This is a genomic window from Nesterenkonia aurantiaca (assembly GCF_004364585.1).
In the GTDB taxonomy this organism is placed as follows: Bacteria; Actinomycetota; Actinomycetes; order Actinomycetales; family Micrococcaceae; genus Nesterenkonia; species Nesterenkonia aurantiaca.
This window is the reverse complement of record NZ_SOAN01000012.1, coordinates 1-25,210: the sequence shown is the minus strand read 5'-3', so window position 1 is coordinate 25,210 and position 25,210 is coordinate 1. Positions and strand designations below refer to the sequence as shown.

29 protein-coding genes are annotated in these 25,210 nt (G+C 66.5%); 12 read left to right on the top strand and 17 right to left on the bottom strand.

The features are described 5' to 3' along the window. Position 1: 1 nt before the first annotated feature. Positions 2-511: a DUF805 domain-containing protein gene (locus EV640_RS12715; protein WP_036476092.1), complete on the bottom strand. Its 510-nt coding sequence runs from the start codon at positions 509-511 to the stop codon at positions 2-4. A 278-nt stretch (positions 512-789) separates the two neighbouring features. Here EV640_RS12715 and EV640_RS12710 point away from each other — a divergent pair, with 278 nt between their 5' ends. After that, positions 790-1,140 (top strand): hypothetical protein, encoded by a 351-nt coding sequence (locus EV640_RS12710; RefSeq protein ID WP_051501257.1) that lies wholly within the window; start codon positions 790-792, stop codon positions 1,138-1,140. After that, on the top strand, positions 1,116-4,520 hold the full coding sequence (locus EV640_RS12705; RefSeq protein ID WP_133726618.1) for a DNA polymerase III subunit alpha: 3,405 nt from the start codon (positions 1,116-1,118) through the stop codon (positions 4,518-4,520). Before EV640_RS12710 ends, EV640_RS12705 begins: the two co-directional genes overlap by 25 nt. Here the strand turns inward: EV640_RS12705 and EV640_RS12700 are convergent. From EV640_RS12700 to EV640_RS12680, 5 genes are all read right to left on the bottom strand, one after another. Beyond that, positions 4,438-5,019 carry a methylated-DNA--[protein]-cysteine S-methyltransferase gene (locus EV640_RS12700; RefSeq protein WP_133726617.1) on the bottom strand — a complete coding sequence of 194 codons (582 nt, stop codon included), beginning with the start codon at positions 5,017-5,019 and terminating at the stop codon, positions 4,438-4,440. The two genes, EV640_RS12705 and EV640_RS12700, sit on opposite strands and share 83 nt — an antisense overlap. Next, positions 5,016-6,662 carry a DNA-3-methyladenine glycosylase 2 family protein gene (locus EV640_RS12695; protein WP_133726616.1) on the bottom strand — a complete coding sequence of 549 codons (1,647 nt, stop codon included), beginning with the start codon at positions 6,660-6,662 and terminating at the stop codon, positions 5,016-5,018. Before EV640_RS12695 ends, EV640_RS12700 begins: the two co-directional genes overlap by 4 nt. Positions 6,663-6,775: 113 nt before the next feature. Beyond that, positions 6,776-7,723 (bottom strand): DMT family transporter, encoded by a 948-nt coding sequence (locus EV640_RS12690; protein WP_051501260.1) that lies wholly within the window; start codon positions 7,721-7,723, stop codon positions 6,776-6,778. Between the two features lie 77 nt (positions 7,724-7,800). After that, on the bottom strand, positions 7,801-8,268 hold the full coding sequence (locus EV640_RS12685) for a hypothetical protein (protein ID WP_133726615.1): 468 nt from the start codon (positions 8,266-8,268) through the stop codon (positions 7,801-7,803). A gap of 90 nt (positions 8,269-8,358) precedes the next feature. After that, on the bottom strand, positions 8,359-9,507 hold the full coding sequence (locus tag EV640_RS12680; protein ID WP_133726614.1) for an ATP-grasp fold amidoligase family protein: 1,149 nt from the start codon (positions 9,505-9,507) through the stop codon (positions 8,359-8,361). Positions 9,508-10,333: 826 nt separating this feature from the next. Between EV640_RS12680 and EV640_RS12675 the strand changes: the two genes are divergently transcribed. Then, the gene (locus EV640_RS12675; RefSeq protein WP_036476103.1) at positions 10,334-11,110 is read left to right on the top strand and encodes an SOS response-associated peptidase; all 777 of its coding nucleotides are present in this window, start codon (positions 10,334-10,336) and stop codon (positions 11,108-11,110) included. Continuing rightward, a complete protein-coding gene (locus EV640_RS12670) occupies positions 11,107-11,625 on the top strand; it encodes a YybH family protein (protein WP_036476105.1) in 519 nt (172 codons plus the stop codon). The genes EV640_RS12675 and EV640_RS12670 overlap by 4 nt, the downstream gene beginning before the upstream one ends. On the opposite strand, the gene EV640_RS12665 is transcribed toward EV640_RS12670, so the two are convergent. Continuing rightward, positions 11,603-12,355, bottom strand: coding sequence for an ion transporter (locus tag EV640_RS12665; RefSeq protein WP_051501261.1), 753 nt, complete (start codon positions 12,353-12,355; stop codon positions 11,603-11,605). The two genes, EV640_RS12670 and EV640_RS12665, sit on opposite strands and share 23 nt — an antisense overlap. A 121-nt stretch (positions 12,356-12,476) precedes the next feature. Here EV640_RS12665 and EV640_RS12660 point away from each other — a divergent pair, with 121 nt between their 5' ends. Together EV640_RS12660 and map are read left to right on the top strand one after the other, a co-directional pair. Next, positions 12,477-12,788 carry a hypothetical protein gene (locus tag EV640_RS12660; protein ID WP_036476109.1) on the top strand — a complete coding sequence of 104 codons (312 nt, stop codon included), beginning with the start codon at positions 12,477-12,479 and terminating at the stop codon, positions 12,786-12,788. Then, on the top strand, positions 12,785-13,561 hold the full coding sequence (map, locus tag EV640_RS12655; protein WP_036476111.1) for a type I methionyl aminopeptidase: 777 nt from the start codon (positions 12,785-12,787) through the stop codon (positions 13,559-13,561). The genes EV640_RS12660 and map overlap by 4 nt, the downstream gene beginning before the upstream one ends. 85 nt (positions 13,562-13,646) lie before the next feature. Here the strand turns inward: map and EV640_RS13620 are convergent, their stop codons facing one another. The 6 genes from EV640_RS13620 to EV640_RS12630 all read right to left on the bottom strand — a co-directional run bounded on the left by EV640_RS13620 (position 13,647) and on the right by EV640_RS12630 (position 17,872). Then, entirely contained in the window at positions 13,647-13,988 is a 342-nt protein-coding gene (locus tag EV640_RS13620; protein WP_036476113.1) for an SdpI family protein, read from the bottom strand. Continuing rightward, on the bottom strand, positions 13,985-14,218 hold the full coding sequence (locus EV640_RS13615) for a hypothetical protein (protein ID WP_036476114.1): 234 nt from the start codon (positions 14,216-14,218) through the stop codon (positions 13,985-13,987). The genes EV640_RS13620 and EV640_RS13615 overlap by 4 nt, the downstream gene beginning before the upstream one ends. A 62-nt stretch (positions 14,219-14,280) precedes the next feature. Further along, positions 14,281-14,910, bottom strand: a complete 630-nt coding sequence (locus EV640_RS12645; RefSeq protein ID WP_036476115.1) for a class I SAM-dependent methyltransferase — start codon at positions 14,908-14,910, stop codon at positions 14,281-14,283. A 27-nt stretch (positions 14,911-14,937) separates the two neighbouring features. Then, positions 14,938-16,203: a WD40 repeat domain-containing protein gene (locus EV640_RS12640; RefSeq protein ID WP_133726613.1), complete on the bottom strand. Its 1,266-nt coding sequence runs from the start codon at positions 16,201-16,203 to the stop codon at positions 14,938-14,940. Next, positions 16,200-17,072 (bottom strand): cytochrome c biogenesis CcdA family protein, encoded by an 873-nt coding sequence (locus tag EV640_RS12635; RefSeq protein WP_036476117.1) that lies wholly within the window; start codon positions 17,070-17,072, stop codon positions 16,200-16,202. The genes EV640_RS12640 and EV640_RS12635 overlap by 4 nt, the downstream gene beginning before the upstream one ends. Beyond that, complete coding sequence (locus EV640_RS12630) at positions 17,072-17,872, bottom strand: DsbA family protein (RefSeq protein WP_036476118.1); 801 nt, start codon at positions 17,870-17,872, stop codon at positions 17,072-17,074. The genes EV640_RS12635 and EV640_RS12630 overlap by 1 nt, the downstream gene beginning before the upstream one ends. 96 nt (positions 17,873-17,968) lie before the next feature. Here EV640_RS12630 and EV640_RS12625 point away from each other — a divergent pair, with 96 nt between their 5' ends. Genes EV640_RS12625 through EV640_RS12610 form a run of 4 tightly spaced genes read left to right on the top strand, consistent with a single transcriptional unit; the run spans position 17,969 to position 20,409 of the window. Next, complete coding sequence (locus EV640_RS12625; protein ID WP_036476119.1) at positions 17,969-18,556, top strand: hypothetical protein; 588 nt, start codon at positions 17,969-17,971, stop codon at positions 18,554-18,556. Then, the gene (locus EV640_RS12620) at positions 18,553-18,930 is read left to right on the top strand and encodes a BlaI/MecI/CopY family transcriptional regulator (protein ID WP_036476120.1); all 378 of its coding nucleotides are present in this window, start codon (positions 18,553-18,555) and stop codon (positions 18,928-18,930) included. The genes EV640_RS12625 and EV640_RS12620 overlap by 4 nt, the downstream gene beginning before the upstream one ends. A 2-nt stretch (positions 18,931-18,932) precedes the next feature. Continuing rightward, the gene (locus tag EV640_RS12615; protein ID WP_036476121.1) at positions 18,933-19,934 is read left to right on the top strand and encodes a M56 family metallopeptidase; all 1,002 of its coding nucleotides are present in this window, start codon (positions 18,933-18,935) and stop codon (positions 19,932-19,934) included. A 52-nt stretch (positions 19,935-19,986) separates the two neighbouring features. Beyond that, positions 19,987-20,409 carry a DUF302 domain-containing protein gene (locus EV640_RS12610; RefSeq protein ID WP_036476123.1) on the top strand — a complete coding sequence of 141 codons (423 nt, stop codon included), beginning with the start codon at positions 19,987-19,989 and terminating at the stop codon, positions 20,407-20,409. Between the two features lie 12 nt (positions 20,410-20,421). Here the strand turns inward: EV640_RS12610 and EV640_RS12605 are convergent, their stop codons facing one another. Continuing rightward, positions 20,422-21,246: a cytochrome c oxidase assembly protein gene (locus EV640_RS12605; protein ID WP_084479614.1), complete on the bottom strand. Its 825-nt coding sequence runs from the start codon at positions 21,244-21,246 to the stop codon at positions 20,422-20,424. Between the two features lie 31 nt (positions 21,247-21,277). Beyond that, on the bottom strand, positions 21,278-21,742 hold the full coding sequence (locus EV640_RS12600) for a DUF2243 domain-containing protein (RefSeq protein WP_036476125.1): 465 nt from the start codon (positions 21,740-21,742) through the stop codon (positions 21,278-21,280). A gap of 78 nt (positions 21,743-21,820) precedes the next feature. Here EV640_RS12600 and heR point away from each other — a divergent pair, with 78 nt between their 5' ends. Continuing rightward, positions 21,821-22,666: a heliorhodopsin HeR gene (heR, locus tag EV640_RS12595; RefSeq protein ID WP_051501263.1), complete on the top strand. Its 846-nt coding sequence runs from the start codon at positions 21,821-21,823 to the stop codon at positions 22,664-22,666. 38 nt (positions 22,667-22,704) lie between these two features. Here heR and EV640_RS12590 read toward each other — a convergent pair whose 3' ends face one another. Then, positions 22,705-22,989, bottom strand: coding sequence for a DUF1540 domain-containing protein (locus tag EV640_RS12590; RefSeq protein ID WP_036476126.1), 285 nt, complete (start codon positions 22,987-22,989; stop codon positions 22,705-22,707). A gap of 250 nt (positions 22,990-23,239) precedes the next feature. Beyond that, positions 23,240-23,494 carry a hypothetical protein gene (locus EV640_RS12585; protein WP_036476128.1) on the bottom strand — a complete coding sequence of 85 codons (255 nt, stop codon included), beginning with the start codon at positions 23,492-23,494 and terminating at the stop codon, positions 23,240-23,242. A 234-nt stretch (positions 23,495-23,728) separates the two neighbouring features. Between EV640_RS12585 and EV640_RS12580 the strand changes: the two genes are divergently transcribed. Beyond that, positions 23,729-24,760 carry an aldo/keto reductase gene (locus EV640_RS12580; protein WP_133726631.1) on the top strand — a complete coding sequence of 344 codons (1,032 nt, stop codon included), beginning with the start codon at positions 23,729-23,731 and terminating at the stop codon, positions 24,758-24,760. Positions 24,761-25,210: the final 450 nt, after the last annotated feature.

Sequence of the window (25,210 nt, the reverse complement as noted above, 5' to 3'; positions counted from 1 at the left end):
GTCAGTACCAGGAAGTTGAGAACTCTGCATGGTGCTTCTCCGGGGCGGAGGCCCGCATGAGCAGGATCATCACCACGAACCATCCGATGATCGGAATGAACCCGAGGAAGAACATCGACCCCGGGAGCCCGGAGTCATGGAGCCGGCGCCAGGTGACGGCGAGCAGCGGGGGAATGGTGAGCACCGCGATGAGCAGGTGCAGGCCGAGGATGGCGGCGGCGAAGACCGCGCCGAAGCCCTCGAGCCAGACACTGGGGGAGAAGCCCGTGATCCCGAACAGGTCCTGCGCGTCGGCCACCATATCCTCGGCGAACAGCGTGCTGAGGGTGATGATGGCCGTCATCCCGATGGCGGCATGGACGAGGGTCAGGAACAGGAAGGGCCACCAGAACTCCGAGCGGGTGGAGTAGCCCCTGAACTGGACGTAGTTCTCGAAGAAGGACGAAAGCGCCGCGTCTGGCCCGTAGACATCACCCACTGGCCATGTGGTCTCACCGGCGTATGACTGCATTGCATATCCTCGATCTGATCACACGCACGGATGGGTCAAGAGGCCATATCTATTAAGCACACTCTGATCGCTTTTCGTCGTGAAATAAAGAGTCTTTGGTCCTATCGAACTCCTGACGCCATCTCAGGCGGGCCCACCGACGTGCAGTCATCCGTGTCCGTGCCCCACCCTAGGCTCACCTCTGTTGCTATCGAATGTATGTTCGAATACGATGAGGCCTCCGGGCTTCCCATCGGCTTCGTCATATCTCTTGGAGACATGAAAGAGGGAGCTTACCCATGCCCACTGTTATTCGCCCCGAAGCCGACCGAGCACCTCGCCGCGGAGCGGTGACGCTCACTGAATCCATTGATATTGAATGTGACGAGCAGTTCCTGCCCCATCGGGTGATCTGGAAAGAGCGGAGGCATCTCGTGGTCGAAGCCCCTGTGCGCTGGTATCAGCGGCGCAGCTGGTGGCTGGAGGAGCCCCGCGCCGAGCGGGGGCGCCCCGGGCTGGTGGCTCATGAGATCTGGCGGCTGCAGGTCCAGCTCGAAGCCACCTCTCGCACCGAGACCGCCGAGGTGCACACCATCGATGTCAGTCGACACCTGGCCTCTGGGCGTTGGCGTCTGGTGCGGGTCCATTGACCTTCACCCACCTGAATGTGGCCAGCTCGTTCAGCAGCCATTACGGCACCAACCGCCCTGAGGAGCTGGTGGCCGCGGCTGCAGCGGATGGCATGACGGCGCTGGCCATCACCGATCGGGACGGACTCTACGGGGCGGTCAAGCACCTCGGTGCGTGCATCGACCTGGGCATCGCCCCGATCATCGGGGTCAGTCTCGTCGTGGAGGACCGTGGTCGGGCCGTGGTGCTCGCCAGCAACGCCTCCGGTGGGTATGCGGCGTTGTGTCAGCTCATCTCCCGCGCCCACGAACGCCCACAGGGCGAGGCCGCCCGAGTGAGTCTGCAGGAGCTGGCCGAGTGTGCGGCCCCGGGGCAGGGCGAGGTGCGTCGTCGTCTGTTCGTCCTCGCCGGGCCGGAGAGCGAGATCGGTGTCGCCGCGGCCTCTCGGGACTACCGCGGCACCCGAGCGCTGCTGCGCCAGTGGCGCGAGGCGCTCGGCGAATCGCTGCGAGTGGAGGTGGTGTCCCATCTGGCACCTCCAGGGGAGGCGCTGTCCACCGCCCATGCGGTCCGAATGCTCAGCGCGGCTCAGGTCAGCCGGGTGGCCCCGGTGCTGACCAACGCGGTGCGACTGCTGAGCACCGACGAGGCAGCCACCGCGGATGTGCTCGACGCGGTACGGGTCCTCTCGGACCTGCACAGCACCACTGCACTCCAGCCCACCGATCAGGGCTGGCTGAAGCCGGCCGCGGCGATGAAGGCCCTGGCCGCGGAGATCTGCGCGGCCAGCACCACACCGATACCGGCCCAGGAGCTGCTGACCAACACCGAGGCGCTGGGCCGCCAGTGCCAGCTGGATCCGGTCGCTGATCTGGGCTGGGGCCGGCCCAAGGTGCCTGAGACCTCCGTGATCGGGATCGAGGGCGATCCGGATCAGGAGCTGCGCGCCCGCTGCGAAGCAGGCCTGGCGGAGATGCTCGCCCAGGAGGGCGCGGCTGGAGCGAGCGCGACCCAGGAGGATCCGGAACAAGGGGAGCCGGACCAGGAGTATCCGGACCAGGAGGGCGTGGGCGGAGAGGGCGGGGCAGAGCAGGACAGCGAGGCTCCGGCCCGGGCGCGTCTGGAACACGAGCTGAGCATCATCGCAGATCTCGGCTTCGCCCCCTATTTCCTGACCGTGGCCGAGGTGGCCCGGCTGATCCGCGAGATGGGGGTCCGCGCCGCGGCCCGCGGCTCGGCGGTCTCCTCCCTGGTGGTCCACGCACTGGGGATCAGCCCCATCGATCCGCTGCAGCACGGACTGATCTTCGAGCGCTTCCTCTCCCGCCGACGCTCCACCCTGCCCGATATCGACATCGACGTGGAGTCCTCCGAGCGGCATCGGATCTATCGGGCGGTCTTCAAGCGCTTCGGCGCCCAGCGGGTCACCTTGATGAGCATGCAGAACGCCTACCGGATCCGTGGCGCGGTCCGCGACGCCGGGCTCGCGCTGGGGCTCCCCGAGGAGGAGATCGACCAGCTCGCGGAGATCATGTGGCGCTTCCCGGCCCGGGAGTTCCGCCGTGCGTTGAAGGAGAAGCCCGAGCTCCAGAGCCTGGCCGAGCGGATCGAGACCGAACGCGGCTCTGGGCGTCAACAGCTGGACCTGTTGGTGGACCTCTCTGAACGCCTGGACCGGCTGCCTCGGCACATCTCCACCCACCCCTGCGGCGTGATCCTGGGCAACAACAACCTGCTCACACTCACCCCGGTGGAGCGCTCCGGGGTCAACGGGCTGCCGATGAGCCAGTTCGACAAGGACGATATGGACCCGATGGGGTTCATCAAGCTCGACATCCTGGGCGTGCGGATGCAGTCGGCGATCGCCTACGCGCTCACCGAGCTCGAACGCACCACCGGGGAGGTGATCGACATGGTCAAAGACGTGGACTATGCCGATCCCGCGACCTTCGCGATGATCCAGTCCACCCACACCCTGGGCTGCTTCCAGATCGAGAGCCCCGGGCAGCGCGAGCTGATCGGCAAGCTGGTGCCCAAGACGCTCAATGACCTCGTGGTGGACATCTCGCTGTTCCGCCCCGGGCCCATGGGCTCCGGCATGGTCAAGCCCTACCTGGAGCGCCGCCACGGCTACGAGACCGTGGGTTACCCGCACCCGGATCTGGCGAAGATCCTCGATGAGACCTACGGGGTGGTGGTCTTCCACGAACAGGTGCTGCGGATCTTCGACACCATGACCGGCTGCGGCCTGGACGTGGCCGATGAGCTGCGCCGCGCGATGAGCAAGGACAGGTCGGGGCCGGTGGAGACCTTCTTCCGCGCGGAGACCGAAAGGCGCGGCTACTCCGCTGCGGTGATCGACCGGGTCTGGGAGATCCTGCTCAGCTTCGGCAGCTTCGGCTTCTGCAAGGCCCACGGGGCGGCCTTCGCGGTGCCCACCTACCAGTCGGCCTGGCTGAAGACCCACCACCCCGCGCATTTCCTCTGTGGACTCTTCGAACATGACCCCGGCATGTACCCGCTGCGGCTGCTGGTCTCCGAGGCCCGCCGGCTGAAGATCCCGCTGCTGCCGATGGACGTCAACCGCTCCACCAGCAGCTATCACGTGGAGGCGACCTCGGTGGCGGGGCTGCCGGTGTGGGGGATCCGGATGTCGTTGATCGGGTTGAAGGGGATCTCCAAGGCCGAGCTGCGCCGGATCGAGGCGGAGCAGCCCTTCGCCTCCCTGGCGGACCTGCGCGACCGGGCCCGGCTGAAACGTTCCACGCTGCGCGATCTGGCCAAGGTGGGTGCCCTGGACTGCCTGCTGCCCGAGGGCCGGAAGCACCGCAAGGACCTCATCCAGTGGGTGGAGTCCACCAACCTGGAGTACGCCAAGAAGCCGCCGGCCCGGCAGGTCCAGGGGCAGCTGGCCCTGCCCATCGGTGATGTTGAGATCGCGAACATGCCCACCGGGGCGGGGGAGCTGGCGGCCCGGGAGATCGTCACCACCGAGCTGGACCTGACCTCCCTGGACACCAGTGGCCACGTGATGGACTTCCATCACCCGGTGCTGCAGGCTGCCGGAGTCACCTTCGCCGAAGACCTGCTCTCGCTGCGCAACGGCGCCACCGTCCGGGTGGCCGGGATTCGGGTGGCCACCCAGACCCCGCCGATGGCTTCGGGCAAACGGGTCGTGTTCATCACCCTCGACGACGGCACCGGCTGCGTGGACCTGAGCTTCTTCGAGGAGGCTCAGCGCAACACCGGGGAATGTCTCTTCGCGGCGAAGATGCTGATGGCCGAGGGCACCATTCGGCGCACCGGACCCCGAGCGGTCACCGTGCAGGCGACCCGCGCCTGGGATCTGCGTGGGGAGACGGTGCCGGGACGGACTCCCGCCGCAGCAGGCTCTCTTTGATCTGCACCCCGTAGCGGAAGCCGCCGAGCCCACCGTCGGTGCGGACGATCCGATGGCAGGGCACGAACAGCGCCGCCGCGTTCATCGCGCAGGCACCGGCCGCGGCCCGGATCGCGCTCGGGCGGCCTGCGCGGGCCGCGTACCCGGCATAGGTCACAGGCGCGCCCGGCGCGACCTGGCGCAGCGCCTCCCAGGCCTGTTCGCGAAAGGGCCCGGAGCGCTGCCTCACCGGCACACGGTCCACGGCGGTGACGTCACCGGCGTAGTAGGCCGCCACCGCCTCAGCCGCCTGGTCCAGCACCGGATGCGGGTCAACCTCCGAGCCGGCCCGGACCTCTGACGCGGCTCCGCGGAGGTCAGGGTGGATCAGTTGAACCAGGGCGCCGATGTCCCAGGTCCAACCAGAGGCCAGGACGTGATGCTCATCAGCCACCACACTGAAAGGTCCATCAGCTGTGGTGAAGCTGACGTGATTCAGGTTGTAGTTGCGAGTTGTCATGATCTACCGTCCTTTTGAGTCTGCTCGGGCAGGTCGGTGGCCGCCTGCCAGAGGTGCATCGCAGCATAGGACCGCCAAGGCGACCAGCCTCGGGCATGAGATTCCAGAGCTCGATGTGCGGCCGCCTTCTTCAGCTCCGGGTCCAGCAGGCCGAGCCGCTTGGCACCGTTGAGCAGAACGACGTCGCCGGTCATCCAGACATCCGGGTCGCCGAGGACGCGCAGCATCAGGTAGGAGGCGGTCCACTGCCCGATCCCCGGCATGGCGGTGAGCTGGTCATGCAGCACCCGGGTGTCTGCACCCTGGTCCACGGTGAGCTCTCCGCTGGCCAGGGCTGCCGCGGCGGCGCGCACCGTGGCGATGGAGCGTGCGGGCAGTCGCAGCGGCCGTTCCGGATCCAGGACCGGTCTCGGACCGGGACCGGTGCGCGCCGGCGGCGCGGGGACCCCGGTCACGATCTCTTCCGAGGTGGGGAACAGTCGGGACAGCCCCGGGAAGGAGGACACATGTTCGGTGCCCAGCGCATCGACGAGCCGGCTGAGCTGGGTGCGGGCGGCCGACACCGAGATCTGCTGGCCCACGACGGCGCGGACCAGGTACTCCGGACCATCGGCGGTGCCTGGGATCCGCAGCCCGGGAGAGCGGGCGACCAGAGGTGCCAGCACCGGGTCCTCCGCGAGGGCGGCACCGACGGCAGCCGGGTCCGCGTCGAGATCGAAGAGCCGGCGCGCCACCGCCACCATCGCCGGGATGTCCGCCCAGGCGCTGAGCTCACATTCCAGGTGCAGCCGCCAGCGCACGGACTGCGGCTCAGCCAGGCCCTCGGTCGGAGTCGCCGTGACCTGGAGGGCCGCCGGCCCATGGGCCAGCCGCAGGGTGCGCGCGTAGGTGAGCGCCTCGTCGTCGAGCCTGGTGGCCTCGACACCGGGGATCGCACGCTCGGCCAGGAAGGTGAAGAGCTCCACCGCGTTGAAGGGCTCCCGCACCGGCAGAGCCAGACGCAGCGACAGCTGTTGAGCTCCAGCTGAGTCACAGACTCCGCTTGCCAGGGGAGCGGCGCTGATCCCGGGTCGGTGCTGCGCACGCATCCTGATCTCTCGGGGCGTCGCACCGAGGACAGCCCGCGCGGTCTCATTGAACTGACGCACCGAGGAGAACCCGGAGGCGAACGCGATCTCGGTGATCGCCAGCGACGTGCCGACCAGCAGACTGCGGGCCAGGTGGATCCGGTGAGCCCGGGCCAGGGCGAGCGGCCCCGCACCCAGCTCGGCGCTCAGGGTCCGGTGCAGGTGCCGGCTGCTGTAGCCGAGCTGGGTGCTCAGGGCTGCTACGCCGCCGTCGTTCATCGTGCCTTCGCGGATGAGCCGCATGGCCCGGCCGGCCAGATCCTGCCGGGTGTTCCACTCCGGGGTGCCCGGGGCGGCCTCGGGCAGGCAGCGTTTGCAGGCCCGGTAGCCGTGTTCGTGGGCGGCGGCAGAGGTGGAGTAGAAGGTGACATTCTCCGGCTTCGGAGTCTGGGCGGGGCAGGAGGGTCGGCAGTAGATCTTCGTGGAGGACACCGCGGTGTAGAACTGCCCGTCGAAGCGGTGGTCCCGAGACTTCACCGCCCGGTAGCGGCGCTCGAAGACTTCGTCCTGATCCATGTGCTCCATTCCACATCTCAGTCGCAGAGAAAGCTAGCGGGAATCGGACCTGGCCGTCGCCCTGCCCAGCCCCGCGGCGAAGGGCAGGGTCAGGCCGAGGGCCGCGTGTGCTGTCAATTTCTCAGGGTCTCATTCGGGCTGCTGGGGTGGGCTGATCCAGGAGCTGGGCTTGGCCGAGGCGAGGGTCGCCGACCTGCCCGAGTGGTGATCGAGACCCCCAGCACGACGACCAGCGCGCCCGTGACCTTGGCTGGTGTCAGTTCGGCATCGAGCCACAGCACCGCTCCGGCCATGGTGGCGACCGGGAGGAAGTTCAAGAAGCTGGACGCCCGGGCGGCACCGAGCTGTTGGACCGCGCGGTTGTAGAAGAGCAGCGCGAGCAGTCCTGGAAAGACCCCCAGGTAGAGCAGACCAGGAAGGTGCTCGGTCGGGCTGAACGCCGGAGGCCCGAGCACCATCCACTCGAGGGCCACCAACGGCGCCAGGATCATCGCAGCGAGCCCGGTCATGACCAACAGCACGCCGAAGGTGGGAAACAGACTGAGGTATCGGGTGACAGCGATGGAGTAGACCGCCCAGGAGGCGACCGCTCCGAGCATGATGCCATCGCCGATGTTCCACTGCAGCTGCGTCACGGCGAAGATCTGCCCATCGGTGATCACCCAGAGCGCCCCGAGGATCGACAGCGCCAGGCCGCTCCACTGAAGGATCCGCAGCCGCTCGCGCAGGACCAGGGCGCTCAGCGCGAGGGTCAGTGCGGGGATCAGGGTCTCCAGCACGGAGACATTCGTGGAGGAGGTGAACTGCAGGGCCGCGTAGATGAAGGTGTTGAAGAACGCGACACCGGTGAGGGTGAGCAGCAGCAGCGGCTTCCACTCGTGGAGGAACAGTGCTCGGGACCGCCAGGCGGTTCGGGCTGCCAGCGGCGCGAGGCACAGGAACGCGACGGCGAGCCGCGCGAACGCGATGGTCAGCGGCGGGAGGTCATTGAGCGCCTCACCGACCAGAATGTTCCCCGCGTAGAAGATCACGACCATGATCATCAGCAGGTAGGGAAGCATCAGTGGAGTTCCTGGTCGATGGTCAGGGGCGTCTCGTCCTGGACGCAGGGGGAGGTCTGCAGGTCAGACGGCGGTGGTCAAAGCAACGAGTTCGCGGCCGCGAGGTGTCGGCGAATCTCCTCCACCGTTCGCTGAGAATCGCGGACGCTCAGCAGATAGGTCTTGCCTGAATCACGAACCTCGACGCTTGGACCACCGACCAGGAGTCCCACCTTCCCGCCGGGGAGAATCCGATAGCCGGCCCCTTCCAGGACCCCGGTCTCGGGACCCTCCTGGACCGAGAGGATCTCGTCCCACGCGAAGCTCACGTGGAAGATTCCCATGCACCGGGCACTCAGGCCCGTATCACCGGCGACGATCTTGACCCGGGAGAACGCGACCGCAGCGCCGATCACTCCCACCAGCGCGAGCACGCTGACACCGACCCCGAGGGGGGCGAAGAGGAGTGCGGGCAGCGCGCCGAGGACCAGGAGCACGAACAATGGAATCGAGACGCGCCGGCTCAGACCGGCCTCGGAGATCGACTGTTCTGTGGGATGTGTCATTGTTTCAAGCCTATAGATCTCTCCGGTGGGAAGATAGATCTCGACGAGATCGGCATATCCTGTCCGCGGTCAGGCCGGAGCTGCCGTGGACTATTTGCGGAGCCTCCTCTTGACGCTCCGCGTGACCTTGCGCAGGGCCGATGGAATTTGAGGTCGTCGAGCCAATGCCCGGCGACCTGCGGACTTATGTGCCTGAGCGAGGTACTCATTGACCGCGGCGTCTCCACCCTCTTCCAGCAGCTTCTCTTGAGCACGCGCCAGCCGAAATCCACCGAGACTGCCTCGGGTATAGAGGAAGTCGGCGATGCGCTGATAGCGCGCGGGGCTGATCCGTGGGTGTGAGGCCAGCACCTCAGCGTTGGTGGACTGCAGCAATGTGCTCCAGTTCTGCGGTGGTTCGACGGCCTCTCCCCGGAGGGTCTTCTCCGCGTCGGCGAACAACGCATCGAAGTAATCGAGCACCTCGTCGCTGTAGGTGACGGTCTTCTTGAACTCTGCCCCGGAGGAGAACGTGAACTCACCGAAGTAGGGGCCGTCTTCGGTGTCGTAGAGGTCGACACGCACGAACGGGGCGTCGGTCATCTTGGCAAGTTCGATGGCCCACCGTGAAAGCATGACCGCCGAGCGCGGGACCACCGGCACTCCGGGTTGGATGTCCGAGGGCCGGAACTTGTAGTCCCGCCCGGGGACGAATGGCTTCAGGTCCCCGTCCAGCTTCACCATGCGTGGAGGTGAGAAGTTCCGGTCGATCTGGGCGACCATGCCGATCTGTCCCTGAAACATATAGAACTTGTAGTCGAAGGGCACCGCACCGGGCTGCATCCCACGGAGCAGCTCTTCCACGATCCATTCGGCCTTCTTCCCGGGAAATTTGGCCGCGACCGCGTCCTGCTTCCCGCGAATACCTTCGAGGGTCCATTCACGCGACGCCATGTGGTCGTAATAGCGGTCATCGCCGAGGCGCTCAAGCAGCATGACGCCTTTGGCCGACCAGCCATTGGCGAACTTCAGTGCGATGCGGGCACCGAGCAGCTCCGCGGTGATCTGTGCAGTGGAGGTCAGCACTGCGTGCTGCTGAGGCAGTCCGATTCGTTCTCCGCCGAGCGTCTTCTCCGAGAGCAGCTGGTGCACGTAGGTCTTGTTCGAGAGGTCGCGGCGATGCTGGGAGCCGCGTCTACGAAATTCGGCCGCTACGAAATTGAGGAAGGGAGACTTCGTATCGGGTGTGGCGGATGTCATGAAGGGATACCAGTTCTTCGTGCGTCGTGATGAGTCAGCTCGGAGGGCTGCTGGTCGATTTCTACCGATTCAGTGGTGAAAGGGGCCGTGGTCTTGCCTGGGGCTGGTCGGAGCATCGGTTTCTAGAAGGTCAGATGCTGCTGCTCCGCTTTTTTCGCAGTCTCAAAGGTATATGCGCGTGGGCTTCTCTGGAGTTCTGTGACGCCCAAGTGCCCCCATGGTTGCGCCAGCGCACCGGCGAGAAGAATTGCATTGGAGCTGAACGTTGTCCGGCGTTTATCGCACGGCTATGCCATGTCCCATCGCTATGGACGGAAATATCGATGGGACATGGCATAGCGATGCGACAAACTGCTTCAACGACGGCGCGCGATCCGATCCGCGAGCTTGCTGCTGCGCCGATGAAGCCTCGCCCAGCGGGGTCCTGACCTGACCAGCATCACCCCTGGACCTGGTCCAGCTCGGACTGAGGATCCTTGAACACTCCCAGACACGAGCCTCGCGGAAGCAGCAGTTCTGGACCACGTGGCAGTCGTTCGTCGCCATCCCGGCAATCCTGCACATCGGATGGATGCTGCTGGCTCCGGAGGACCTCCGGCTGTCAGGCGGACACGTCTTCCTGGTCTGGCTCGCAATCTTCGCCCTCGGGGCCCTTGCCGGTTTCGTCCGACTCAAGCGGAGGCCCGACCGCTGACAAGGTACTGGATCCTCGGGAAGATGACGCGCCGACTCGGTGCAGCGCGGACGGGTGAGACGGCCGCGTCGCGCCGGAACTGCAGGGCCCAAGCCGATTGCCCTGCACCCCCGCGTCTGCCAAGCTCAGACCATGTGTGGACGCTATGTCATGGCCAAGGACACCGGTGACCTGGCCGATGATTTGAACCGGGCGCGCCTGGGACCCGTTCAGCCACCGGCCTTCGAACTCAAGCCCAATTGGAACACCGCCCCGACCTCTACGGTGCCGATCCTGGTGGAGCGCTATGACGACTCTGGGGCGCCGCTGCGTGAACTCCACCCAGCCCGCTGGGGGCTGCTGCCGGTCTGGGCCAAGGACATGAGCTTCAGCTCCCGCACCTTCAACGCCCGCTCCGAGACGGTGGCGTCCAAGCCCAGCTTCCGATCGGCGGCGAAGGCGCGGCGCTGCGCGGTCCCCGCCGAGGCGTACTACGAGTGGAAAGCCGGTGGAGCGAAGAAGCGGCCGCACGTGATCCGTTCCGCCGATGCTTCCCCCCTGATCTTCGCCGGACTCTACGAGTGGTGGAAGGACCAGGAGGCCGAGGCCCGCGGTGAATCCGACCCCTGGATCCTGTCCTGCACCATCCTCACCGGCCCATCCCCAGAGATTACCGAGGACGGCGTGCTCAGCGAGCTCGGGGCGCTGCATGACCGCATCCCGCTGGCCATGACGGCGGAGTTCGCGGCGACCTGGATCCACCCGGGGGAGAAGACCCCGGAGGAGCTGGAGGTCCTGCTGGAACAGCTGCGCGGCGAGATCACCGAGGTCGCCTCCGCCTGGGAGATCTACGAGGTGGATCCTGCGGTCGGCAATGTGCGCAACAACGGAGCGCAGCTTCTCGAACCCGCACCCACCTTGTGGGAATGATGATGACCCGGAAGCACCTCGGCATCAACACCCCCGGCGGCATCGCGGAAGGCTTCGCCGAGGCCTGGAACAGGGCCGACGCCGAGGCTCTGGCCGCGCTGTTCGTCGAGGACGCTGACTTCGTCAACGTGGTGGGGCTCTGGTGGACCAATCGCAGACGGATCCGCACCGCCCACGAATACGGATTCGCGAAGATCTTCGGCGGCTCGCAGATGCAGCTCGACCAGGTCCGGGTGCGTGATCTGGGGGAGAGTGTCGCCGTCGTTCATGCGCTGTGGACGCTCACCGGTCAGACCCCCGCGCCCCGGGAAGCCCCGGATACAAGCCCGGGCCCCCGGCAGGGGGTGATCAGCTTCACCCTCCAGCGTCAAGCCCCAGAGAACGGCGACGGCAATTGGCTCGCTGTGAGCGCGCAGAACACCGATCGTGTGCCGGGGGCCGAGACGTTGAGGGCCTCCGGCGAATCGCTCGAACCCACGGCCTACCAGGACCTCAGCGGAACTCCGCGTCGCTGAGCTCGGTCGAGCCCTGTTCGTCAGCGGCTGGCTCCTCCTGGGTCGAAGGAAGCACCGGCGCCTCACCGCGCAGGAAGTACGCGCCGACGGAACCGGCGAGCGTCGCGAACACGCCCACGGAGTACACCGCGAGCACCAGCTGGACCACCTTCGAGAAAGGGTCCTGGGTGCTGATCCCAGTGCCGGTGACGGTCGCCAGGGCCGCCTCATAGAGCGCACTGGTGTAGTCGCTGTGGGATTCAAAGGCGTAGAGCAGCTGGCTCGCGGCCAGCACGACGACGGCGGTCACAGCCGCCAGCCAGCCGATGCGGCTGGTGAGCAGCCGTCCGGCGGACCGGGAGCCGCGGACCCCGGCAGAGAGAATCCCGCCCACCCGGGCGACCCGCGTCAGGCGGAGCACCCGTACGGCCTGCAGCGCCCGGACGAACCGCAGGAACGGCACCAGGAGGAAGATCACCTGCCACCAGTTGCGTCGCCAGAACGCCTTCTGGAACCCGGCGACGTAGGCGCGCAGCAGGAACTCCGCGACGAAGACGGACCAGAATATCCAGCCGGCGGCGCTCAACGCGCGGCTCCAACCCGGCTCCGTGACGAGCATCTGACCCAGAAAGACGAACAGGAACAGGATGCCGAGCATGCCCATGGGACGATCCAGCCGTGCTGCGAGGCGTTCTGCGGCGTTCTCCCGCTCAGCCTGTTGCGCGGGTGCGCGCTTGGGTCGGCTGCTCACGGTCTGCGGACCTCCATAGGTGCTGCGGTGTATTCCATCCCGCTACTCTACGAGTGCGGCCGCAGCTGCTCGGACTGACGTGAGGATTGACTCAGGCAACCTGGGGCGATGGAATGATCCGATGGAGCTAATCGCGATCATTCTGTGGGTCATAGCCGCGGTGCTGTTCACCGCGTCCTTCGACATGCTCCGGAGTGTGAATCCTGACACTCGACTGCCGTTCTTCTTCGGCAGGCCGCCGAACAACCCTCCTCAGGTCGCGGTGCTGCGGCTCCTGGCCTTCATCCTGTTCTTGGCCAGTGCCTGGGTGTTCAGCGACGCCTATGGTCGCGCCGCGGGTCCGTTCTTCATCGTGCTGGGCGCGCTCCCGGGGTGCCTGCGCAATTATCTGCATAATCGCCGGGTCGCGGCAGCCTCCGAGGGTGGCTCATGATCGAGATTCTCAACCCCGCAGGGGTGGCTCGCGGCCGGGTCACCGGCGCGCTGGTCGCTGACATTCTGCAGACCATGAAGCGCCGCGCCGTGGTGGGGACGAACCTGCTGGAGATCAACGCCTGGACCAAGGAGATGATCTTCGAGGCACGGGCCACCTCCTGCTATGTGGCCTACGAGCCATCCTTCGGACGGGGACCGTTCGGCCACTACATCTGCACCTCGGTGAACGACGCGGTGCTCCACGGCAAGCCTCATGACTACGCCCTGGCCGACGGCGACCTGCTGACCCTTGACCTTGCAGTGTCCTTGGACGGGGTCGTCGCGGACTCGGCGATCAGCTTTGTGGTGGGGGACTCGCCGCAGCCCGACAGCGTGGCGATGATCGAGGCCACCGAACGGGCGCTGGCGGCGGGAATCGCCGCCGCGGGCCCGGGGGCTCGGATCGGGGATCTCTCGCACGCGATCGGCACGGTCCTGCGCGATGCTGGGTACCCGATCAACACCCAGTTCGGCGGGCACGGAGTGGGATCGACCATGCACCAGGACCCGCACATCGTGAACACCGGGCGACCCGGTCGCGGATATGAGCTGCAGCCCGGACTGCTGCTCGCCCTGGAGCCCTGGGTCATGGCTGACACCGATGCGCTGCGCACCGACGCCGACGGCTGGACGCTGCGCAGCGCCACTGGATCCCGCACCGCACACAGCGAGCACACCATCGCGATCACCGAGGACGGAGCCGAGATCCTCACCCTGCCGACACCCGGGTGAGGTGGCTATCGCGGGTGCGCCGTCGCGCCATGGTGCGCGTGGGCAGTTGATGCGAGCCCGGCGAAGAGGGCGACGCCCGGACCGTTCAGGCGGATCCGTCGTTCGCAGCGGCCTGGGAGGCGACGACCGACGCGCCGATGATGAAGCCCAGCAGCCAGAGCGTCCCGGCGATCACGGCGAGTCCGCTTTCGTCGCCTTGAAAGAGGAGAAGCGTCCCAGAGAACACCGGACCTGCTCCGGCGATGGCAATCCAGCGCCAGGCCGCGCGGTGCGCGCGAACCCAGGTCTCGGCATCGGCGGTAGTGGACGGGATACGGATGCCCACGAACGCATTCAGTGGCAGCGTTCCTCGACGACACGCGAACGCCAGCAGCGTGGTCAGCACACCGGCGCTGATCAGTACGATTCCGAACACCAGCGCCGTCACGCCGAGGGCCTGCCGGCCTCTGCCCCGTCCGGGGGAGTGAGGGCTCTGCTCCTCCGTGCCGACCCGCCGATGCTCCACATGATCGCGCCGAACGGGATGATCCACAGGCTCCATGCCATCTCGCCCAAGGACCGGTCGTGCCCGAGCAGATGGCGCACCGCTTCCGAGACCACCAGCACGGCCAGGCCGAAGGTGGCCCCCAGCAAGACGTCCTTCTCCCGGTGCGTCATTCACGCCCCCCTGTTCAGCGGTATGGGCCCGCCTCTGAGCTGGATTGAAGCACCAGACTAGTTCATCTGTGCAACCGCTTGGCCAGGATGACCAGATCTTTGAGGGTGGCGTCTTCACCATGCGGTCCCCTCGCAGACCGTTCCCGCAGCTCACCGACCTGTATCTGCCAGGCGTCCCGGGGCACCAGGGCGGACAGGTCGCCCTTGAGGGTGGGCATCTCGTCAGGTCCGTGCCGGTGTGTTGACCACGGCGGCGCGGTCGCATGGGAGACCAGCGTCAGGTGGCCGCCCACCGCGACCCGATCGGCCGCCGCCTGCAGGATCCGCTGCCGGTCCAGCGCCACCGGGGACTGCAGGAAGGAGGCACTGATCAGATCGAACGGTCCCTCTGGCATGCCTTCCGGGAGGTCTGCGGAGCGGAACGTAGCGCCGCCGGCTCCCAGGTCACGCGTCTCGGCCTGGGCCTGCCCGCGCGCCACAGCGGTGGCTGAGATGTCTATGCCCATCGCCTGCCACCCTCGAGCTGCCAGCCAGAGCACGTCAGCGCCTTCCCCGCAGCCCAGGTCCAGCGCGCGTCCTGCAGGCAGGTCAGCGACCAATGAGCTCATTGTGGAGTTGACCCGACCGGACCAGATCCGCTCCGAGTCCGCGTAGCGGCTCTCCCAGAAGTCCTTCGGGCTGTCATCACTCACGGTGGCACCTCTCCTCGGTTGAATTCTCTATGGTCTCTCATCGGAGAGTTCGCTCTCTGCCGCAGCATCTTCCGGAGGACCTGGCTCGTCGGTCACCAGAACCAGCTCGGTCCCCGTATCGACGACTGTGGCGCCGGTGTCTGTGAATGCCAAAGGGATGGCCGTGGCGCCGTCGTCGAGCGGATCGTAGATCCGGGCCGTGTTGCCGGTGACCACGTTGTAGATGTCGAGGTGCTCTCCGTCGGCAAGGACATATGCCATGACCCCGCCCACGCCGAGGATCTCGGGTTCAGCATCGAGGCCCAGGGACCAGAGCTGCCCACCCGCGGCGTCGAATCCGGCGAGTTCATCCTCGCGGATCGCGACCCAGGTCTCGGACATCAGGTCAAACATGGCGTCCTGAATCCCCTCCGCCAGGAGCTCGCCGCCGGTGAGGTCCCAGAGATCGTAGCCAGCCGCGGAAGAGCCGATGAGTGCCGTCCCAGGCGGAAGCCGGTTCGTCGCAGGGCTGACGGGGGCCTCTGGGTCAGGAGTGGTCGAGGTGTTGGAGGAGGGCGCGCGCCACAGCTGACCCTCGCTGCCGCTGGCGATGAACTCTCCATCGCGGGCGGTGACCGTGATTCCGAAGAACTCCCCGACGACATGGCCGCGGTCGGGGATGCGTTCACCGGTCTCGGGATCGAGGGCGACGCGCTGATCGGTTCCGCCCATCGGTTCCTCGTGAGGTTCGGCGAAGACCAGACCGGGTCCCTGATGTGGCCCCGGGACTTCTACGGGACCCCAGACGGGTTCCCCGGTGTGCAGATCATAGGCGGTCGCGGTGGTGGTGATCGAGGTGTCATCTGGGGAGTTCTCGGGGTCCACATCGGTGAGTACCGCCAGAGCCCGGTCACCGGCACTCGTGAGTGCAAATCCGGTGCAGCTCAGCGGACGCTGCGCAGTCCACAGCAGGGTCCCATCGGCGGACACGGCGCTGAACACCAGTCTGCCCTCCTCTTCTCTGGGGCCCAGGAAGACGCCGTCGTGGACCTGAGGAGGAGTGTCCCACCCGGGGTCGACGCTGACGAGGTCGGTCAGGTGCACGGGAAGCCGGATCGCGTCCAAGTCCACCTCCTCGGCCGGTGACTGGACCGGGACCGGGTCGGGGTCGAGGGAGCCCGGTGAATGGGTCGACTCGGCCTCGGCGGAGGGATCCTGATCTGGTGGCGCCGCACAGGCTCCCAAGGTCAGTCCCAGGACGCCCAAGACCACGCCTCCTCGGAGGAGCAGGAGAGCAGGTGGTTCGGCGCTCATCGAGGAGACTCCTTCCCCGGGAGGTCTGCGCGGTCAGCGGTGCGGCCGGTCCGGCGCCGGGTCAGCGTCCAGATGAGCAGCAGCGCCGCGGAGCTCCCCAGGATCAGGAGAACGTCTGCGACCGGACCAGCCGCCGAGGAGGCCATCGTCTGCAGCGACCCCTGGGTCCCGCTGGGGACCAGGGAGGGAGCGGTGAGAAGGCCGTTGGTGGTCCAGAACAGGACGCCGACGCCGAGGATCAGCGCGCCGGCAAGGACCGAGGTGGTGTGGAGCTCGCGGCGGAAGAGGGTGAAGCCGCGTCCGCGGAGAAGCTTCATGGACCTGGGGCCGATGCGTCCCCACAGTGCGGCAAGGATCATCAGCGGCAGGACCATTCCGGCGGCATAGACGGCAAGCATCAGGCCCGCCTGCGGGATGCTTCCCTGGGCCACCGCCAGGGTGAGGATGGCCCCCAGGATCGGCCCCGCGCAGAACCCGGCCACGCCACTGGCGGCGCCGAGCAGGAATGTCCGGATCAGACCCTTCTCGCTGTGGGCCCGTTGCTGCAGCCGATGAGTCCCGGGAAGCGCCTTGGAGAAGTCGAAGCCCCAGCCGAGCATCTGGGCCAGGCCCAGCAGGATCAGGAGTCCGGAGGTCGCGGCGATCAGTGCCTGACGGTGGTCGATGAACAACGTCCCGACCGCGCCCAGACCCAGTCCCAGGGGGACCAGCGTGAGGACCAGACCCAGATAGAAGGTGCCTCCGTGGACCAGCAGAGTGAGGCGAGCCCCGATGGTGGAGGCGAAGAACGCCGGCAGCAGCAGTGCGCTGCATGGACTCAGCAGCGCCAGCATTCCGCCGAGGAAGGCGGTGATCAGGCTGATCTCCATCAGTTGCCCTCGGCCAGAGCGTCATCGACCGCGGAGACGAACACCTCGGTGGGCTGGGCGCCTATGATCGGTTCCCCTGCCACGATGAACGCAGGCGTGGAGTAGGCCCCGATGTCGAGGCCTTCCTGGGCGTTGGAGGCGATCTGCTCGGAGACCTCCGGCGAGTTCATGTCCTCTTGGAACTGCGCGGTGTCGAGTCCCACCTGTTCAGCAAGGTCGACCAGTCCTTGCTCCGTGAGCCCGGCCTCAGGCCGAGTTTCCCCACCAGCGAAGAGCAGGCCCTGGTACTCCATGAATTCATCCTGCATCGCGGCGGCGTAGGTGGCCCGGGCTGCCCGCTCGGAGGCTTCGCCGAAGACGTTGACATCCCGCCATTCGATGCGGAGCTCCCCCGCGTCGACGTATTCCATCATGGTGGGCAGGGTCTGCTCGTGCCAGGTGGCACAGAAGGGACACTGGGCGTCGCTGAACATCACCATCGCCACGGGGGCGTCCGCGGGGCCGAGGGAGAGAAGATCATCAGGATCCCGGCGCTCGATGTCACTCATATCCTCCTGCTCAGGCTCGGCTCCACCCTCAGGCACCGCAACCGGCCCTTCAGCCTGAGAATCTGGGCCGGGAGCATCTGGCTCGGCAGTGTCCTGTCCCACGGCGTCCTGCGTGGATTCGGGCGCGTCATCGGCGGCGTTCTGCCAGATCACGAAGCCGATCAGCGCGGCCGCGATGAGGATCACGAACAGCGGCAGCAGGGTGTTTCTTCGTGGACGGATCGTGGGGGTTGCGGGGGAGGACAGAGACATCGGAACCTTTCTCAGAACGGCCATCTACTACGGATCATAGTAACTACCTAGCATAGTAACTATGCAAGATAGTAGATCTGCGGCATAGTTGGCCCCATGGCTCCTCTCTCGATTCAGCTCGCCCGGTGGAGAACATGCAGCGTGCTCGCGGTCCAGGCGCTGCGCTCCTGGACGCCTCGCCAGATCGTCATCGCCACGATCGCCTCTGGAGTCATCGGTGTGCTGGTAGGCGTCGCCACTGTGCTGATCCCCAACTCGTTCTTCGCCCGGGACATCCCGCCGGTGTGGTGGAACTACCCGGTCTGGATCCTCACCTCGGTGCTCAGCGGCATGCTGATGGCGACCTACGTGCGGCCCTCGCGCCCAGAACGGACGATCCCCGGCACCCAGGATCGCGCCACCGCGAGTGAAGCAGAGGATCGGAGCTCCGCCTCCGAGGATCGGCGCACCAGTCGCTTCGGGATGATCGGGATGGTGCTGGCCTGGTTCGCGGTGGGCTGCCCGGTCTGCAACAAGATCGCGCTCATCGCCCTGGGATATTCCGGGGCGATCACCTACTTCACCCCGCTGCAGCCGATCCTGGCCCTTGGGGCGCTGCTGCTCACCGGCCTCGCGCTGATCTGGCGGCTCAAGGGCCAGGTGGCATGTACCGTTCGACCCAGGAAGGAGCTGGTCACAGCATGAGTGAGGAACGTCAGACCGAGATGCCCGCTGAGCGACTCGGTCCGCTCGAGCAGCAAGTCATGGATCTGCTGTGGGATCACTCCGGGCACACCGTGCGTGAGGTGATGGACCAGCTGCCCAGCCGCCCGGCGTACACCACCATCGCCACCGTGATGGGCAACCTGGAGCGCAAGGCTCTGGTGACGCCCACACGGGAGGGTCGTTCCGTGCGCTACCTGCCGCAGCGCACCCGCGAAGAACACACCGCGGGCTTGATGCGCCAAGCACTCGGTGTCAGCAGAGACCGCACGGCGTCCATACTGCACTTCGTGGACACCATGCCGGAGGATGAGCGGGACCTGCTGCGCACCTACCTCGAGAACTCCCAGGACTGAGCATGAATCCGCTGCTCATCTCCTTGCTGATGGTCTTCGCCGTGTTGACGGCAGCCGTGCTCGGGCGTCCGCTGATCCGCGCCGCAGCGCCCGTGCTGATCCGGTTCCCGCGGCTGGCGGTGGTGTGTCTGGGATCCAGCCTCGCGCTCTGGCTGGCCTCGGTCATGGCCGCGGGACTGTTCCTGGCCTGGTCACTGAGTGGCCCGAATCCGCTTCCGGACTCGGTGGCGAAGGTCTGTCAGAGGTGCCTGGAGGCCTCGAACCCCTTCTCCGCCGGGTTCGTCATGGAGACCGGGGTTCCCTCGGCCGCGTTCCTCCTGGCCCCCGCCGGGGCAGGGCTGCTCCTGGTGGCTCTGGGGCTGCGCGCCGTGGTGCAGCGGCGGCGATCGCTTCAGCAGACCTGCCGCTCGCTGCTGCCAGTGGGTCATCGGCGGGTCATCGACGGGCACCTGGTCACCGTGGTCGAGGATCCCCACCCCTCGGCGTTCGCGCTCGGCCGGGACCGGTGGGGGATCGTCGTCACCACGGGACTGCTGGCCGCGCTGGATCCGCAGGAGCTGCGTGCGGTGCTGGCTCATGAGGCGGCGCACCTGCGGGAACGCCACCATCTGGTCCTGGACCTCATCGGGAGCATCACCGGGCCGCTGCGAAGAGTCCCCTTGGCCGCCGCCATCGCGGACGCCGTTCCGCACTATCTGGAGGTCTCGGCGGACAACGCGGCGAGGCGCCGCGCGGGCACCCGAGCGCTCGCCTCGGCCCTGCTGATCATGGGCGAGGCGAGCAGCGTGCAGCGCACGGCCAGCGACCGGACCGGGTCACAGCGCGTGCTTCTGGCCGCAGGACCCGAGCGGGTGCGTCAGCTGGTCGCCCCGGAGAACCCTCGACATGGCATGCTGGGAGCGCTGGCGATGACCGCGATCATGGCTGTGCTGATTCTCACCAGCGCCACCGCCCACGGTGCCGCACTGAGCGCAGTCGTCTCCGGGTGTGTCATCGGAGCCTGAAGAACACGCTGACCCCTCAAGGTCAGCGCATTGTGAGTCGAAGGAGCAGTTCATGAGCTACACCCATACGATCACTGTCCCGATGTCCTACGCCCAGGCGGTGGAGGCCACTCGCGCGGCCCTGGCCGAGGAGGGCTTCGGGATCCTCACCGAGATCGACGTCAAGGCCACCTTCACCAAGAAGCTCGGCGCCGAGTCCGGCGAAGCCGTCGGGGACTACGTCATCCTCGGCGCCTGCAACCCCTCATTGGCCAGCAAAGCCCTGGCCGCCGAGCCGCAGCTCGGCGCGCTGCTGCCCTGCAACGTCGTGGTGCGTCGCGGCGCCACCGAGGACCACGCCACCATCGACGCGATCGACCCGCAGACCATGGTCCAGCTCAGCGACTCAGCCGCGGTCCGAGAGGTCGCGGAGGATGCGGAACGGCGGCTGCGCGCGGCTTTGGACGCGGTCGGGGTCGCCTCGAAGCACGCATGAGAACGCCAGGCCTCACCGCGAGGTGACCGCGTCGTGCTGCCGGTTGCGCGGACGCGTGGCGGAGTACCAGCCGGCGAAGAGCAGCACGAGCAGCGCGATGTCCACCACGTCTCCGCCGTAGTACATCAGCTGTGCCCCTGTCTTCCCGTCCCCAGGTTCCACCCCCAACGGGGGATGTGCGTAGAGCCATTTGGCCAGGATCGAATGTGCCGCGATGAACAGGATCAGCACCGCTGCGCGCACCGGCATCGACGCCCGGTGCGGGTTCGGATCCACCCCGATCAGTGATGCCGTGAAGACATAGCCGGCCACGAAGATATGCAGATGGACCAGTGCATAGGCCACCGGAGAGACATGCATGACCCGGAACAGGTCCGTGGTGTAGAGCAGCCAGAGCCCGCCCGCATTCAGCACCGCAGCGACCACCGGGTGGGTGAGCACCCGGACGCCAGGACTGCGCAGCACGCGAGTCAGGCCTCGGGCGGCCTGGACCGGCAGGGCCCGCAGCGCGAGCGTGACCGGTGAGCTGAGGACCAACAGCAGCGGCGCGACCATGCCCAGCAGCAGATGCCCGAGCATATGCGCGGTGAAGCTGGTGTGCGCCGCCGTGGCCACGGGCCCGAGCAGCCCGCCGGCCGCGCAGATCAGCCCGAGGTGGAAGAGGAGGCTACGGTGCCGGGGCCACGGGCTCCGGCGACGCGCGGCCCATAATCCGCCAGTGTGAAAGCACATGGCGGCCAGCAGCAGCAGGACGACGACGACGTCGAGCCCCGCCCAGATCAGCGGGTCCGCCGGCTCCAGACCGAGACCCTCGAAGGGTTCGCCGTGGTGATGCATCAGCTATGTCTGGACAATGCGGGATCGAGGGTCATGCAGGCACCTGTGCTGGCCGGGTGCGGCGCAGGATCAGCAGCCCGATGATCAGAAGCACGACGGCCGAACCGATCCAGGTGAGGTCGTATACGAAGAGGTTCACCCCGTACCGGATCTGGTGGATCCCGAGCAGCTTATGGAAGACGACGCCGTCGAAAAGCTGGAAGAACCCGACTCCGGTGAGGACCGCGCCGCTCCAGCGTGCCCAGTGCACCTGGGCACGGCGTCGGACGTCCGCGAGCAGAAACAGGCCCCAGACGGTGATGAACCAACCGAAGGCGTGGAAGAACCCGTCCGCCGTGAGTGCGACCTCGCTGGTGGAGAGATCGTAGAAGTGGTGCCACTGCAGCGCCAGGTGGAAGATGAACAGGTCGATCATCGAGGCGGCGATCCCGCACCCGAACAGAACGCCGGAGAGCACGGTCCGCCGAGAAAGCACCTCGCTAGAGGGAGTATTCACAGGACCCAGCCTAGCCCCGCAGGTCGGAGAGCCGAAGGGGTCTGGTCAAAGTGTCGGAGCGGGACGAGACTGGTATACATGAGCGCCTATCCGTTAGAGCTTCACACCATCTCCGTCGACGTACCCGCACCGGTGGCGCGACGGCTGCGGATCTTCAACCTGGTCATGGGCGTGCTGCATCTCGTCTCTGGCTCTGCCATGCTGGCCCTCAGCAACGATTTCAGCCTGCAGGTCTCGACCTTCGCGCTGAACGGTCCCCCTGGAACACCGGTGTCCCAGGGGGTCGCCAATCTCGTCTTCGACGTTCCGCTGGGATTCGCGACGGCATCCTTCCTGCTGCTCTCCGCCCTCTTCCACTTCCTCATCGCCTCACCCTGGGGTTTCCGGCGCTACGTCGGCGAGCTGTCCAAGGGACGCAACCGTTTCCGCTGGGTGGAGTACAGCCTGTCCTCCACGCTGATGATCCTGCTGATCAGCCTGCTGCTGGGGATCTCTGACATCGCGGCGCTGATCGGCCTGGGGCTGGCCAATGTGGCGATGATTCTCTTCGGTTGGCTGATGGAGATGAGCAACAACGGTCTGATGCATGGGGCCTCCGGGCGTTCGGTCCGGGGCGGGCGCGCTTGGTGGACGCCATTCTGGTTCGGCTGCATCGCGGGGATCGGACCGTGGCTGGCCGCGGCGGTCTATCTGATCATCAACGTCGGCATCGAGGGCGGGGAAGGTCCGCCCGGGTTCGTCTACGGCATCATCGTGTCGCTGTTCGTGTTCTTCAACAGCTTCGCCGTCAACCAGTGGCTGCAGTACAAGCAGGTCGGCCGCTGGAGCAACTACCTGACCGGGGAGCGCGCCTATATCGTGCTCAGCCTGATCGCCAAGAGCCTGCTGGCATGGCAGGTGTTCGCCAACGTGCTCGTGGGGTGAGTAGCGCTGGGCCCGGCCCGGAGCGGGCCGGGTAGATCTCAGCGGTGGGTGTAGGTGAGGCAGTCCGCGTCGTCGAGTCCCGGCCCGACACGCACCTCGGATGCACTGCACATCAGGTGATCGTTGTGCACGCATTCGCTGCGCTGGCAGGCTCCGACGCCGGCCAACACCTTGGGCAGCCCGCCGTGGACGCCGATGTCGATGAAGGTCGCGCAGGATGCGTGGTCTTCCTGCCCGCCCACGGTGATCGCAGCGGCATTGCAGTGGGAATGATCGTTGAACGAGCAGGCTTCGACGCTGCATTCCGAGACTTGGGTAGTCATGACTAGGATCCTCCTAGGTTCAGCCGCCCGACCGGGCCGCTCCATGTCTCCACGGTAGGCCTGATCACGCCAATCAAAAAGGACCAGTTGTGTGACCTAATCGGGCTCTGTCGCGGGCTGCCCGAGGGCTGCCGGAGCATCGCGCGCGGCTCCTCGGCGGCGGTCCGGTGCAGATCGCTGAGGTAGATCTCGTGGTGCTCGCCCGTCGGGCGTAGACCTTGGCGCGGGATGAAGTCATGATGCATCCGCTCTATCGACCTGGGCCTCTCTTCGTACGGACTGCGGTGACTGCCGCATCGAACATCTCGCGCTCACTGGTGAACTTCAGCGAATACGCCAGGGGACACAGCGATGTCAGCGCGGCGGCGTATGCGGGCGAGGTGTTCGGATCACCGTGTCCGTCGATCATCAGAGACTGCATGTCGGGCAGCTCGATGATCTGGCAGTGGCCGGGCCTGGCCTTGCACCGGGGCGACGTCTTCTTGAAATCGATCTTCTCGGTCACAGCCTGATCGCTTCCGGATGCGGCGATTATCCAACATTAAAATCTTCTTGGCCTGCAACTCTCAAGACCTCGCTGTCAGGTTATGGCCAGCTGACAATATGTTTTTGATAGGGAACCACTGTTGAAGTCATAGAGCCAGAGGTCGGGCTGTTCGAGCCGACCAAGGTCGTCGGTCGCCCTATCTCTGGGGCGTGACGCACTCTCTCAGAAGGACGGGACATGACTCAGGCTTCCATGAATTACAGAACGCTGGGACGCAGTGGAGCAGTCGTCTCTGCCCAGGCGCTGGGCACGATGACGTTCGGGGCGGAGGCCGACGAAGTGGCATCCCATGCCATTCTGGACGCCTATGTCGCAGGCGGCGGCAACTTCATCGATACGGCCGATGTCTACACCGCAGGCACCAGTGAGGAGATCATCGGACGTTGGATCGCCTCCCACCCGACCGAGGCGCGGCAGATCGTCCTGGCGACGAAGGGTCGCTTCCCGATGGGGCAGGGCCCCAATGATCTCGGAACCTCCCGTCGACACCTCCGTGACGCGCTCGATGCGTCTCTGCGGCGGCTTGGCGTTGATCATATCGACCTGTACCAGCTGCACGCCTGGGATGCGATCACCCCGCTGGATGAGACGCTGCGATTCCTCGACGACGCCGTGACCGCAGGCAAGATCGGTTACTACGGATTCTCCAACTTCACCGGGTGGCAGCTCACCAAGGCGGTCCACCTGGCGCAACGGCACGGCTGGTCGCTCCCGGTGACCTTGCAGCCTCAATACAATCTCCTCGTGCGTGGTATCGAGCACGAGATCGTCCCGGCCGCCCTGGACGCGGGGATCGGCCTGCTGCCGTGGTCCCCACTGGGCGGGGGGTGGCTGAGCGGGAAGTACCGCCGGGATGAGTCACCCACGGGCTCGACGCGCCTGGGGGAGGACCCGACGCGCGGCATGGAGGCCTGGGAGAAGCGCAATGCCGAGGAACGCACCTGGCAGGTCATCGATGCGGTCTCTACGGTGGCCGACGAGCACGAAGCCACCCCCTCTCAGGTGTCGCTGGCCTGGTTGAGCGCCCAGCCCGCCGTGACCTCGGTCATCCTGGGGGTTCGTACGCTGGAGCAGCTTCGCGACAACATGTCAGCAGACTCGCTCGAGTTGAGCGCCGATCAGCTCGATCGTCTGACTGCGGCCAGTGAGCCGGAGATGGAGGACTACCCCTACGGATCGGCCGGGGTCCAGCAGCGACATCGCAAGCTCGCCGGTGGGCGATAGGTGCGTGGGACTCGAAAAGGGAGATCCGGACCGCACCAGGTGCTATGGCGAGCAGATGGCGCTCACCGCGCGCTCACGGAGTGATTCAACGACGGCGGGGTCGACGTGTCTTGAGCGCCGTGCCGTGGGAAGTCTCGAGCGTCTCAGGCCGAGCCAGGGCAACTCATCGGCTCGATTCGATCAGATCGCTGACTTGGGGGAACCGCGGCCGAGATTCGATCAGTCGGGCGCCGAACAGCAGGTAGTCGATGTCATCAGCTGACATCCACTACCTGCTGCCCAGTGCCTGGCGAGCGGTCAGGTGCAGCCCGAGACGATCCCGCGGAGCGTCATCACGTTGACCCAGAGGGCGTTCACCAGGGCGGGTCCGCAGCCGATACCGCAGGCCCGCCCTGGCGCACCACGTGTCAGCTGCCCCGCACGTCCTGCGCCGAGGACTTCGCGGAGTCT